Annotated in this window: 10 protein-coding genes and 1 other RNA gene; 1 reads left to right on the plus strand and 10 read right to left on the minus strand. The window is 40.4% G+C overall.

Translation table 11 applies throughout. The features are described 5' to 3' along the window. Positions 1–368 precede the first annotated feature (368 nt). The 9 genes from MJY40_RS14730 to MJY40_RS14770 form a co-directional block, all read right to left on the minus strand. Positions 369–1,481: a 6-phosphofructokinase gene (locus MJY40_RS14730; protein ID WP_317854937.1), complete on the minus strand. Its 1,113-nt coding sequence runs from the start codon at positions 1,479–1,481 to the stop codon at positions 369–371. Between the two features lie 562 nt (positions 1,482–2,043). Next, positions 2,044–2,375: RNase P RNA component class A (gene rnpB, locus MJY40_RS14735), an RNA gene on the minus strand. A 153-nt stretch (positions 2,376–2,528) separates the two neighbouring features. Further along, positions 2,529–4,184 (minus strand): nucleoside kinase, encoded by a 1,656-nt coding sequence (locus tag MJY40_RS14740; protein WP_317854938.1) that lies wholly within the window; start codon positions 4,182–4,184, stop codon positions 2,529–2,531. 373 nt (positions 4,185–4,557) lie between these two features. Then, positions 4,558–5,373 carry a Nif3-like dinuclear metal center hexameric protein gene (locus MJY40_RS14745; RefSeq protein WP_317854939.1) on the minus strand — a complete coding sequence of 272 codons (816 nt, stop codon included), beginning with the start codon at positions 5,371–5,373 and terminating at the stop codon, positions 4,558–4,560. Further along, positions 5,358–6,050 carry a tRNA (adenine(22)-N(1))-methyltransferase gene (locus MJY40_RS14750; RefSeq protein ID WP_317854940.1) on the minus strand — a complete coding sequence of 231 codons (693 nt, stop codon included), beginning with the start codon at positions 6,048–6,050 and terminating at the stop codon, positions 5,358–5,360. Before MJY40_RS14750 ends, MJY40_RS14745 begins: the two co-directional genes overlap by 16 nt. A gap of 666 nt (positions 6,051–6,716) precedes the next feature. After that, a complete protein-coding gene (gene rpoD / locus MJY40_RS14755; protein ID WP_317854941.1) occupies positions 6,717–7,790 on the minus strand; it encodes an RNA polymerase sigma factor RpoD in 1,074 nt (357 codons plus the stop codon). 204 nt (positions 7,791–7,994) lie between these two features. After that, on the minus strand, positions 7,995–9,770 hold the full coding sequence (gene dnaG, locus MJY40_RS14760) for a DNA primase (protein WP_317854942.1): 1,776 nt from the start codon (positions 9,768–9,770) through the stop codon (positions 7,995–7,997). A gap of 312 nt (positions 9,771–10,082) precedes the next feature. After that, positions 10,083–11,096, minus strand: coding sequence for a deoxyguanosinetriphosphate triphosphohydrolase (locus tag MJY40_RS14765; protein ID WP_317854943.1), 1,014 nt, complete (start codon positions 11,094–11,096; stop codon positions 10,083–10,085). Positions 11,097–11,299: 203 nt separating this feature from the next. Further along, complete coding sequence (locus MJY40_RS14770) at positions 11,300–11,476, minus strand: hypothetical protein (protein WP_317854944.1); 177 nt, start codon at positions 11,474–11,476, stop codon at positions 11,300–11,302. A gap of 103 nt (positions 11,477–11,579) precedes the next feature. Between MJY40_RS14770 and MJY40_RS14775 the strand changes: the two genes are divergently transcribed. Next, complete coding sequence (locus MJY40_RS14775) at positions 11,580–11,819, plus strand: helix-turn-helix domain-containing protein (protein WP_317854945.1); 240 nt, start codon at positions 11,580–11,582, stop codon at positions 11,817–11,819. Between the two features lie 55 nt (positions 11,820–11,874). Here the strand turns inward: MJY40_RS14775 and murA are convergent, their stop codons facing one another. After that, on the minus strand, positions 11,875–13,134 hold the full coding sequence (gene murA, locus MJY40_RS14780; RefSeq protein ID WP_317854946.1) for a UDP-N-acetylglucosamine 1-carboxyvinyltransferase: 1,260 nt from the start codon (positions 13,132–13,134) through the stop codon (positions 11,875–11,877). Between the last annotated feature and the right edge of the window lie 182 nt (positions 13,135–13,316).

The following is a 13,316-nucleotide window of genomic DNA, read 5'->3' on the forward strand; positions in this document are numbered from 1 at the left end:
TTACATTATACCCCTTTTGGCTGCAAATGTGAAGTATATGCAATAAAAAAAGAGGAACCGAAGCTCCTCTTAGATTACCAAAAAAGCAACCCTCTTTTATCTTTTAGCGTCGCAGACTTTAATCCGCAGAACGTATCGGAAAGAAATCCGATGGCGAAGCCATTTTGCGTAGCAAAATACTGACCAGAATCGCATTTCGTCAGGGTCATCACTTTGCATTGCAAAGTCAGCTTACGCTGCCCGCATTCTTGCGGTGAATGGGACAAAAAGCGATTTCTAGGTACTTCGTAGAAGTACTTGCACGAGGAAATCATCTTTTTCACCTATGACTACAACTTGAAATCCTGATTTCAAGTTAATGTGTATTCTTATTTCAACTCTTCATCACCAAAGAAGATACCCATATCTTTTGCCATAAGCACCAATTCATCTTCTGGATCTACAAGTTTTTGACCACCGCCAATGACTTCTTCCAAAGCAACGTGACCAATGACACCATTACGCAAGCAAACCATATTGCCAAATTCTTCATCTGCAATCAATTTTGCAGCATATGCGCCATATCTAGTGGACAAGATTCTATCATAAGGGGATGTTTCGCCACCACGTTGTGTATGACCCAAAACAACAGGACGTACTTCGTGTTCTTCACCGATCAAGTCTTCCAATTGATAAGAAAGTTTATTGGCAATACCACCCAAACGAATTGGATCTGGGCTATCTTTTACGATTTTACCAACAGTCACTTCGCCACCAATTTCTTTTGCACCTTCAGAAACCACGATAATGGTGAACATTCTACCACTTGCATCACGTTCTTTGATCTTTTTCACAACTGCATCCAAAGAGAATGGAATTTCTGGAAGCAAGATAACGTCTGCACTACCAGCGATACCGCCATAAAGTGCAATCCAGCCTGCATTACGTCCCATAACTTCCACCACGATAACACGGTGATGGCTTTCAGCTGTGGTATGGATTCTACCCAAAGCTTCTGCAACCACGTTGATTGCTGTATCGAAACCAAATGTTTTGTCTGTTGACATCAAATCGTTGTCGATTGTTTTTGGCACACCGATTACGTTTACTCCTGCACGTGCAAAGTCTCTAGCACTGGTCAAAGTACCATCACCACCCAAAACAACAAGGGTATCTACACCTTCCTTTTTAAGGTTTTCGATTGCAACAGCAGAAACGTCCTTTTTGACTTTGTTGCCATTTTCATCTGTCACTGTGTAATCGAACAAATTGTCTTTGTTGGAGCTATACAAGATGGTACCACCCTTGTGCAAGATACCGCCTACGCTTTTCAAATCCAATTTTACAAAATCGTTGTTGTACAAACCACGGTAGCCAAATTTATAGCCAACCACTTCATAGTCATATTTCAAAATACAAATTTTTGTCAATGCATAAATGACTGCGTTCAAACCTGGTGCATCGCCACCGCCTGTTAAAATTGCAATTTTTTTCTTTGCCATTATGAAATCCTCCCAAAACATTTACAATTCTGTTTACCAATTCATTGTATCTCATTACCACAATATGAAACAAGTAAATATTTTCGTTCCACCATAGAAATTTTTATGGATTTTAGAAGGGTTGCTATGCAAATTTCATGCTTTTTTCATCCATAATATCCCATTTTTTTGATTTTTGTGTATTGTGTCTATTTTTGTACATGATTTTCGGTAATAATCCCAGTGGGCGTAAAATGTCCCAGATTGATATACAGCACTTAATCTTATATGTTTATGTTATGTTTATACTCTGTAGTACGACGGTACGATGAGGGCATCGTACCCTACAATCGCATATTTATATTTTGTGGTTTTTGGTTTTTGTAGGGGCGACCAGTGGTCGCCCGTTTAAAGAGCATCGGTCGATTCGTGAATCGCCCCTACAAGTGTAATGTATTTAAGGTTTTGGTTTTTGTAGGGAGCGATGCCCTCATCGCTCCGCAACTACACATTATATAAATACCCTTGTATATCTTCATTCTGATCTCTTCACTAAAAAAAGACGTATGGTTACGTCTTCTTTTGGATGAGCAGATCTATAAGCCGGGTTCTGTCTTAGACAGCCATCTATCTTGGTTCATTGTCGCCAATGACATCATGCGACTCTATCGAAACAGGACGAGCAGCCCTATGGTTTCTCTTCAGTCTTGCTTCGGGTGGGGTTTACAGAGCCTCCCTTGTTACCAAGAAAGCGGTGGTCTCTTACACCACCTTTCCATCCTTACCTGCAAAAACAGGCGGTTTATTTCTGTTGCACTATCCTTAAAGTCGCCTCCACCAGCCGTTAACTGGCACCCTGCTCTTTGAAGCCCGGACTTTCCTCCCTCAAAAAAGGGCGACTGTCCGACCTACTCACAAAGGGCATTATACCCTAGTGTTTTGAAAATGTCAATCATACTGGAGGATACTATCCTCCCCTACAATAAATTATGCATCCATTTCGAGGATATGATAGCGGTTGATTCGTGAATCAACCCTACAATTGCCTTATGTTTTTATTTGTTGTGGTTATACCTTGAAGCAACTGCCACCGGTAAACTCCTTAATTAAGGAATTGTTTGGAATGTCTTGATCTGGTGCTGCTAGGAAGTATGCCAAGAATTTCAACATACGTTTTGCTGTCACATATTCTGGTGTCGTTTTTTCCACAGCGTACAACAATGGCACCACATATGTTTTCAACACAGAAATCTCATACAATGTAGCGGAATTGAAGATGGCATCTGCATCTTCTTGGAACGGGAAGATATTTTCCTCTTCACCTTTGGTCACCAAATCCCAAGTACCAATGGTTACCGATGCGTTTGCACTACGTGTTCTGGCATCACGCACCATTCGTCGCAACATTCTACTATCGGTTGTGGAAATGCGATTGTGGTCATCAATGTTCAATTGTGTGATGGCACTGATGAAGATTTTGAACTTATATTCAGGGGCAATGAGCTCCGTCAATCGTTCGTTCAGCCCATGAATCCCTTCCATCACCAAAATATCTTTCTCTTGGAGCTGCATGGTATCGCCATGGTATTCACGTTCCCCACTGATGAAATTAAAATGGGGCATTTCCACCAGTTCCCCCTCAATGAGAGATTTCAAATCCGCATTCAATAGAGGAATGTCCACAGTTTCGATACACTCATAATTTCTATTACCAAACTCATCCAATGGTGTGTCCACACGGTTCACAAAATAATCATCCATAGATAATTTATGAGGTTTCATGCCCATGCTTTGCAATTGGATGCACAATCTATTTGCAAAAGAAGTTTTCCCTGATGAAGTCGGTCCTGCAATCAAAACCACTTTCAACTTATCTTTTTTGCCGTAAATTTCTTCTGCAATTTGTACCACACGTTTTTCGTGCAAAGCTTCATTGACACGAATCAAATCGCCAAATTTCCCATCTACAATGACTTGGTTTAGCTCCGCAACATTGGAAACACCCATAAGGCGACACCACTCCATTTGCTCCAGATATACCTTTCCGATTTTTTCAGCTTTTTCTATTGCAGGCACCACATTTGGATTGCTTCTATCGGGTAAACGTAACAAAAAACCCTTTTCATATGGCACCAAGGCGAATGCGCCCAAACTGCCCACATCTTCTGGCATATAGCCATAGAAATTATCATAGACGCCTTCGAGTTCATAGAGATTTGTGTTGGCAGATTGACGGAAACGCAAAAGTTCCTTTTTGTCTATCATGTTTTGCTCCATCATAATGGCAACAGCACGACCTTTGGACACCACATGTTTGTTGATGGTTGCTTTTTTCGCCACCAACTCACCCATACGTTTTTCCAATTGTGCCAAAATATCTTCTGTAATTTCCATGTCTTTGATTTCGCAATACAAATCTCCACGCAAGGAATGTTCGATACAAACACCATGTTCTTTGCCAAGCAAATCATATACCGCCTTCACCAAAAGCAAGGAAACGCTCCCATGATATACACGCATACCATCCTCATCCGTTGCATCCAAAAAAACAATAGGAGAATCCCCTTCAATGGGACTGCTCAATTCTTGCAGGCGATTGTCTTGTTTTGCCAACAAAATCCCCCCTATACAGTGATCTGTATAGTCCTTTGCCAAGGTGCCAAATGTGGTACCAAAGGGCACTGAAACTTGCTTGCCCATAACGTTAATTTGTAAATTTTCCAAAGAAATCCAACCTCCTTATGGTGAACGGGCGCACACATAGGTACGCCCCTACGATTACATGATAGTGTGGTTTGTGACAAAATGACACAGGGGTATTTCATTCATATGCATTTATGCGGTCAATTCGTGAATCAACCCTACGTCTGACATTGCATTTTAGGATTCTTCGTCGCCAACTCCTCAGAATGACACATAGGAAAGTGTATCTTCTTTTTTGTCATGCAGAGGAATGTAATGACGAAGCATCTTTGGTATTACGGTTGATTCGTGAATCAACCCTACGATTGCAACATATGAATGTTCCTGTCATTCAGTTTATGACGGACGACCACTGGTCATCCCTACGATTACATCATTTTTAAGTATTGTGGCATTACAAGTCCCAGAAAGTTTGACCATCCACTTTGGACAGTACCACTTCTATATTCCAGCCATTTTTTTGAATGCCATCTTCCAAATATTTCTTGAGCAGTGGCAACACAATGACTTCACTTGCGTAATGGGTGCCATCTACAATGCAAATTCCAGCTTCCAAAGCCTTTTGGGATTCGTGATATCTGGCATCGCCTGTGATGAATGCATCTACATTCTCTGCAATGGCATTGGGCAACATGGACATACCGCTACCAGAGCACATACCCACTTTTTGCACCATTTGGTTGCCATCACCCACCAAACGAATGGTTGGCAAGTGTAATTGTTCTTTCATACGTTTTGCAAAATCCACAAATTTCATAGGCTCTGGCAACATACCCACACGTCCCAAACCTTCTTCTGTACCATCTTCTGATACATGGCTGACTTCTAAAACAGAAACATCCTGAAGACCTGCCAAATCCGCCAAAATATCATTGATACCGCCCTTTGCAGAGTCCAAATTGGTATGTGCTGCATATGCGGAAATGTTGTTTCGTATCAATTTATGGATGCGATTGCCCACTGGTGTTTCTGTGGTGATGGAGTTCAATTTTTTGAACAACAACATAGGATGATGTGTCACAATCATATCTGCACCCAAATCCACCGCTTCGTCAATGACTTCGTCCAACACATCCAAAGCCAAAAGGATTTTTTTTACTTCTTGGTTGGGATTTCCCACAGAAAGCCCTGAATTGTCCCAATCTTCTGCCAAATAGGGTGGTGCCCATTCTTCCAAATAAGTTGTGATATCTTTTACGATTTGAGCCATGACAAAGCCTCCTTCATAACATCCAATTCCATTTGCACCTGTGGCAAACGTTCCTTTGCACCTTCTGTTTGGAGTGTGCCCAATTTTTCTGCCACCAAAGATAGTCTATTGTATTCATCTATCAGCCATTCCAACAAAAGTGGATTTTTTTCTTCCAACAGCAATTTACCATACAAATATTCTGCTTCTGTGGCATAGGATTCTGTACCATGGACACAGCTCATAATCCAGTAGTATCTGCCTTCTTCTTCCAGCATACATTCTTTGTCGATTCTATAGCCGATTTTATGTAGATATTTACGCACTTCGCCCATATCTTGTTGAGGTGACAGCACCAATTGTTCCAATGAGTCCACCACTTCTTTGCTTTCTTCCAAGATATGGATGGTCAACATACCACCCATACCAGCGATGATACCCGTTTGAGCTTCGCCAGCTTGCATAGGTACAAAACCGCTACCTAAGCGAGTTTCAATGACATCTTCTGCACCATAGGCTTTGATATTTTCTTGTGCCTTGGACAAAGGGCCTTTACGTACATCACAAGCATAGGCTTTGGTAATTTTGCCTATTGTATACAGATAAATAGGCACATAGCCATGGTCACAGCCGATATCTGCCACGATTGGATGTGCAACAAAATCTGTCACCTGTTTGAGCCTTTTGGAGATTTCCATATTGTTCCGCCTTTCTTATTATTTCTATTCAGGGAACCTCTAATAACTCTAGTGCCAAAATTTATGCGAGCATTTTTTCGTCAGACTTCACTAAAATTTGAGTCGATATAGGAAATATCGCCGATATTTTTTGTGGAGAATGACGGAAATAATGAACCATAAAGATTGGTGCTGTGGGTTATTTAGAGGTTCCCTCTACAAAAATAGGGCATCGAAATGCCCTAAAAGTCAAAGTCAAAACCGTAGGACTCTGTCCTACAACCTGCAAGGGACCAGTCCCTTGACCCATTATGGGTGAACTACGTTCCCCCAATAAAATTTTATTTATAGCAACAATTCTGTCATTCTGAATGCAACAAGGAATCTTTGGGCTGTACGATTCATAACGGAACAGTCAAGACTGTTCCCTACGATTGCATACGCTAATGTTCTGTCATTCTGAGGAATGTAGTGACGAAGAATCCTGGTTTTCGGTCGATTCGTGAATCGCCCCTACAATTGCCATTAATTTTTGTTTTGTGGTATACGGCGGCAGCAAGCCACCGCCCTACAATAATCCAATTATATTCCCTATCCCTAGCGGAAACGTAGTTTTCGCAAAATAAAGTTTAGATCCAACCTTTCCAAAGGTTGGTGGGGTGTTGGGGCAAAGCCCCAAGGTCTTTTTTATTCTAAATAATCTTTGAGTTTTTTGCTTCTGCTTGGGTGACGCAATTTTCTAAGTGCTTTTGCTTCGATTTGACGGATACGTTCACGTGTTACATTGAACTCACGTCCAACTTCTTCTAAGGTTCTAGCCAAGCCATCATCCAAACCAAAACGCAAACGCAATACTTTTTCTTCACGTTCTGTCAAAGTATCCAAAACTTCGATTAGTTGTTCTTTGAGCAAAGTAAATGCTGCCGCTTCTGCTGGTGCTGGAATATCATCATCAGGGATAAAATCTCCCAAGTGACTATCTTCTTCTTCACCGATTGGTGTTTCCAAGGACACAGGTTCTTGTGCAATCTTCATGATTTCACGTACTTTATCCTCTGACATTTGCATTTCCACTGCCAATTCTTCCGCAGATGGGTCACGTCCCAATTCTTGGAGGAGTTGTCTGGAAATACGAATCAATTTATTGATGGTTTCTACCATATGCACAGGGATACGAATGGTTCTTGCTTGGTCTGCAATGGCACGTGTGATTGCTTGACGAATCCACCATGTTGCATAAGTACTGAATTTATATCCTTTGTGATAATCGAATTTTTCAACAGCTTTGATGAGCCCAAGGTTACCTTCTTGAATCAAATCCAAGAACAACATACCACGACCTACATATCTTTTGGCGATACTAACCACCAAACGCAAGTTGGCTTCTGCCAATTTTTTCTTCGCTTCGTCATCGCCTTCTTCCATACGTTTTGCAAGCTCTACTTCTTCAGCAGCACTGAGAAGTGGCACTTTACCAATTTCTTTCAAGTACATACGTACAGGGTCATCGATGTTAATACCTTCTGGCAATGTGAGATCCAATTCTTTTTCAATTTCTTCTTCAGCTTCGATATTACCCAAAATATCAATGCCTTGTGTTTCCAAATATTCGTAAATTCGGTCAATTCGATCTGGGTCCAGCTCCAAGTCTGCCAAATGATCCATAACCTCTTTATATTCCAAAACGCTTTTTTTCTTTCTTCCAAGTTGCACCAATTCTTCTAATCTGGTCAACAAGTTTGCTTCTTCTCCGGATTTCAATGCAATCCTCCCTTTCGTTATACCTCTAATCTATCCTAAGGGAACCTCCAACAACCCATAGCACCAATCTTTACGGCAAATTTTCCTGTCATCCTCCACTAAAATTCTCAATGATATTTCCAATATCAATTCAAATTCCATTGAATTATGCCAAAAAAATTCTCTCATAAATCTTGGCACTTGCGTTATTAGAGATTTCCCATATCAAATGGTAATATACAAAGAATCTAATTTTCTTTTCAATTCCATCAATTTTTGTATTTCTTCTACGGTAGTCGCTGTATTCATCTGCAAATCGATTTTTCTTTGTTTCAATTGCTTTACAGATTCATTGAGCCCTTTTTCTACATCTTCTCTTTCACCCAACAACATTTCCAAGGCAAAGATTTCTGCCACTTGTCGTTGGTCTGCATTTTGTTCAAAAAAGTTGACCATTTCTGCTGGGAATACATGTCCAGCATCCTTCCACAATTCCCCCATCACCTGTAAAATACGATATTGTACAGGGTCTGTAAAGTCTTGTGGCTCCATAGTTTCTGCAATCTTTTGATATATTTTTTCGTCAGATGCACATAGGTACAAAATGCTTCGTTGGGCTTCCAAAATCCCCTTTTCCACCTTTGTGGATACAGATGCCGCTTTCCATTGATTCTGTTGACGTTGGGCTTCTTTTTGGAAGGACAATTCTTCTTTTTGCACTCGTTTTTGTATTTCGCTGCGTATGGCTTCTTCCTCCACACCTGTCATTTTACTAACCTCTTTTGCATAGACATTACGTTCAATGGCATTGTCCAATTTGGACAAAATATCCGCTGCTTCGTTGGCAAAACGCACCTTATGCTCTGGAGATTGTAAATTGTACTTTCTTTGGATACAAGCAATTTCAAAGGAAATATAATGCACTGCATCCAACAATAATTTTGCAAATGCACTTGCTCCATTTTGTTTGATGAACTCGTCTGGGTCTTTGCCATCTGGCACTTGTAACACCCTGACTCTAAATCCATTTTCCACCAAAACGGGAATTGCTCTTAGGGCTGCTGTGGTACCCGCTTCATCACTGTCGTATAGTAGGATGATATCCTCTGCAAATTTTTTCAGTGTACGAGCATGGTCTTTGTTGAAAGCAGTGCCTAGAGCTGCAACTACATTTTTGAAACCAGCTTGATACAAGGAAATCATGTCCATGTAACCTTCCACCAAGATGAGTTCTTTTTTCTTTGCTGCTTTTGCAAAATTCAAACCGTAAAGATTACGACTTTTGCTGAATAAAATGGTTTCTGGAGAGTTCAAATATTTCGGTTCTCCACGTCCTATGATACGTCCACCAAATCCAACCACACGTCCTTGTGGATCAAAAATAGGGAACATCAAACGATCACGAAAACGATCGTGGTATCCATTTTTATCTTTGTTTTCAATGACCAAACCGCTTTGGAGCATATCCCCAATGGAATAGCCCTTTTCCTTGAAATGATTGTACAAGGAATTGTAAGCATTTGGTGCATAGCCCAGTCCAAACTTTCTGGATACAGGCAATGATAGCTGTCTATTTTCTATATAAGAAAGAGCTTCTGCTCCTGCGTCTGACTGCAACGTTTCGTAGTAAAATCTTCCTGCAACTGTGTGCATTTCCAACAAACGTGACCTGAGTTGTTCCATTGCAAGGGCTTGTCCACTTTTTTCTTCTGTCGGCAATTGATAATTGGCTCGCTCTGCCAACACACGCAAAGCTTCTGGAAAGTCATAATTCTCCATTTCCATCAAAAAGCCAAATACATTTCCAGCAGCGCCACAGCCGAAACAATAGTAAAATTGTTTTTCGCTATTCACGGAAAAAGAAGGACTCTTTTCATTATGAAATGGACATAACCCAAAATAGGAACTGCCTTTTTGCTTCAATGGTACATATCCAGAAATGATTTCTACGATATCGTTTTGCATCCGAACTTCTTCGATGACTTCCCTTGGATACCGCATTTTGATCGCTCCTTTCTGGTGGTATGTACAAATGGGTGCTTTTGTCTTTCGATGTTCTTGTGTGCAGAATGAAAGGAAGTGATTTACAGACACTTCCCCTTATTTTGTAGATTCGACAAAACATACGGAAATCCTTCTTCTTTTTCACGTTTTGTATACATCTACAAAAAATCAAGGAAAACACATGGTTTTTTATTGTTTATGACGGATAAAGTCCCACATCAAGTTCAATTTGTGGCAGTTCATGACGGGATGTCGAGGACGCCATCCCCTACAGTGCAGCATATTCTAGTTGGTGGTTGTTTGATTTGCTTACACCTTTTCCCATCCTTTTGGAATAAATAGCTCTGAAAACTTGGATACTGCAAAGCGATCTGTCATACAAGCGATATAATCACAGGCAACACGCCAAGTAGGTGTACCATTTTCCAATAAAATACGAAACTCACCTTCCATCATTTCTGGATGTGCTTCGTAGTGTGCATAGAGCTTTTCAATCATATCTTCTGCTTTCTTCTGTTCTCTACCAACCGTTTCGCTATTATACACTTCACGAAACATAAACTTACGCAACCCTTGCAAGCTACCTCTTACATCATCGCTCATAAGGATTTCAGGTTTTCCATAGCTATTTTCAATGACATCTCGAATCATAACCCCAATCCTTTGACTTTGGGAATAGCCCAAGACATCTGTAAATTCTTTTGGGATATCTGACCTAGACAACAAGCCTGCTCTTATGGCATCATCCACATCATGGTTGGTATAAGCAATTTTATCAGACAATTGCACCACTTTACCTTCCATAGTCATTGGATTGCAACTGGTTCTATGTCCCAAAATACCATCACACACTTCCCATGTGAGATTCAGTCCCAGTCCATCTTTTTCTAGGCATTCCACCACACGCAAACTTTGTTCATTATGAGCAAAGCCACCATGAATTTTGCAAGCATGATCCAAAGAACGTTCTCCTGCATGACCAAATGGTGTATGCCCCAAATCGTGACCCAAAGCAATGGCTTCTGTCAAATCTTCATTCAATGACAATGCTCTGGAAATGCTTCTGGCAATTTGAGAAACCTCCAAAGTATGTGTCAATCTGGTGCGATAATGATCCCCTTCTGGTGACAGGAATACTTGTGTTTTGTGTTTCATGCGTCTAAATGCCTTTGCATGCAGAATACGATCTCGATCTCGTTGGAACACAGTTCGCACTTCACAATCCTCTTCTTTGCGTTCTCGACCCTTAGAATCCTTGCTTTTGGTTGCAAAGGGGCTCAGATATTGTACTTCCTGTTCTTCTTGCATTTTACGTAACTCCATTTGCATCCCTCCAGTCCAATATTGATTCCACTTCTATAGTATATCCATTTCGACATCTTTATTGGAAATACCTTTTTTTGACAGGAAGTTTTGCTGGATTTACAGAGATTTTACAAAATGGTTTATTGAATAATAAAGGAATGTGGTCAATTCATAACGGTCGATTCGTGAATCGCCCCTACAAATGAAAATATGATTCATTATTATTTTTGTAATTTCATCAATTCTTGTAACTGTGCTTCTTTTTCTTTCATGAATATATGGTGGTTTATGGTGATTTGTATTGCATCATCACACATACCCAAAGCATTTATGGAGATACTATCCAATATACAATGACCTTGATTACAATATACACACAGCTCGTTTTCACATTTCATATGATTCACCTCCAATAGGACTTGTTTGAGTCCTATCTTATCATAAAAAACGTATAGAATAAAGAAAAAAGTACTCATTTCAGTCCATTTCAGGAGGTATGTTATGCAAGAACAAAAACTAAAATCTGATGATACCATTTCCATTGGGCAAAACATCCGTGAAATTCGCAACAATCGTGGTATTGGACAAACAGAGCTTGTGATTTTGTTGCAACTCCAAGGTCTTTCCATCACCAGAGAATCCCTTGTGAAAATAGAACGTGGCATTCAACACATTTACGCATCCCAACTGAAAGCCATACGTGATGCTTTGGATACCACATATGATGAACTACTCAAATAAAACAGCCATCACCTTTTCTTGGGTAATCGCTGTTTTTTTATTGCCTATCAACTCATTACATCTGTATCTTTTCAATATCAACACCCAATTTCTTTAATTTCTCTTCTATATGATAATACCCACGTTCAATGTGGTGGATTTCTCCAATTTCTGTTTCTCCTTGTGCTGCCAATGCCAACAAAATCAAAGCAGCACCACCCCTTAAATCTGTTGCCACCACCTGACTGCCTGTGATATGGTCACATCCTTCCACAAAAGCATTTCTACTTTCGATGCGAATATCAGCCCCCATACGTTGCATTTCACCAGCGTGTAAAAATCGATTTTCAAACATGGTTTCTGTCACCAAACTACTACCCTTTGTAATGCTCATTAGGCTCATGAATTGTGCTTGCATATCTGTTGGAAATCCTGGATATGGCATGGTTTTCAATTGCATGGGCAACAACTTCCCTTTGCGATACACACGCAATCCATTTGCCACTTTTTCTGTTTTCACATTGCATTCCAGAAGTTTTGCAATGACTGGTTTCAAATGCTCTTCTTCCACACCCTCTAGGACAACATCACCATCTGTCATGGCAGCACCCACCATAAAAGTGCCCGCTTCAATGCGATCTGGAATTACCTGATGACTACAACCATGCAAACCTTCTACACCTTCAATATAAATGGTTCCTGTACCATCACCACTGATTTTGGCACCACAGCCACGTAAGAAATTTGCCAAATCTATGATTTCTGGTTCTGCTGCTGCATTTTCAATTTTGGTTTTGCCTTTTGCCAGAACTGCTGCCATCATAATGTTTTCTGTAGCACCCACACTTGGGAAATCCAAATACACAATACCACCTTTCAAACGCTTTGCCACCAAATCCACAACCCCATATTCCATCTTATCCTTAACACCCATAACTCGAAAGCCTTTCAAGTGCAAATCTACAGGTCTGGTACCAATTTGGCACCCACCAGGCAATGAAAGCTTTGCAACACCCAAACGTCCAAGCAAGGAGCCAGCCACCAAAAAAGAAGCTCGCATACTTCTAGCCAATTCATATGGTTCTTCTGGAATCACAAGTTCCAATGCTTCTATTTCCACCTCTTCTTTGTTGCGGTCAAAGCTAATTTTGGCTCCAAATCCTTCTAAGAGTTCCAGCATATGCTCCACATCTGTTAAAGGTGGTACATTTTGGATGATGCATTTTTCTTTGGTCAATAAAGCTGCTGCCAATATGGGTAATGCTGCATTTTTAGCACCACTGATTTTCACAGTTCCTGATAACTTGCCACCTGCATGTACAATGAATTTTTCCATGATTTTCTCCTATTCCACTGCTCTATGAATTTAGAATGATTTCAATTTTCGTAGTATATCCTAAGTTTGATTTTGCATTCTTGAAAGAAATAACGGTTTTGTCATTTTTTGTTTATCCCAATTAAAGATAACGAGACCTAATATGTATCACTATCTGTCAATTACGTAGGGAATGCATTGTA

It is taken from the genome of Chakrabartyella piscis, assembly GCA_030067835.1.
GTDB lineage: Bacteria > Bacillota > Clostridia > Lachnospirales > Anaerotignaceae > Chakrabartyella > Chakrabartyella piscis.

Excerpts from the sequence above, each read along its gene's own strand:
- MJY40_RS14745 (WP_317854939.1), bottom strand. The coding sequence starts at position 5,373 with ATGGCTCAAATCGTAAAAGATATCACAACTTATTTGGAAGAATGGGCA.
- MJY40_RS14775 (WP_317854945.1), top strand. The coding sequence starts at position 11,580 with ATGCAAGAACAAAAACTAAAATCTGATGATACCATTTCCATTGGGCAA.
- dnaG (WP_317854942.1), bottom strand. The coding sequence starts at position 9,770 with ATGCGGTATCCAAGGGAAGTCATCGAAGAAGTTCGGATGCAAAACGAT.
- MJY40_RS14750 (WP_317854940.1), bottom strand. The coding sequence starts at position 6,050 with ATGGAAATCTCCAAAAGGCTCAAACAGGTGACAGATTTTGTTGCACAT.
- murA (WP_317854946.1), bottom strand. The coding sequence starts at position 13,134 with ATGGAAAAATTCATTGTACATGCAGGTGGCAAGTTATCAGGAACTGTG.
- MJY40_RS14765 (WP_317854943.1), bottom strand. The coding sequence starts at position 11,096 with ATGGAGTTACGTAAAATGCAAGAAGAACAGGAAGTACAATATCTGAGC.
- MJY40_RS14770 (WP_317854944.1), bottom strand. The coding sequence starts at position 11,476 with ATGAAATGTGAAAACGAGCTGTGTGTATATTGTAATCAAGGTCATTGT.
- MJY40_RS14730 (WP_317854937.1), bottom strand. The coding sequence starts at position 1,481 with ATGGCAAAGAAAAAAATTGCAATTTTAACAGGCGGTGGCGATGCACCA.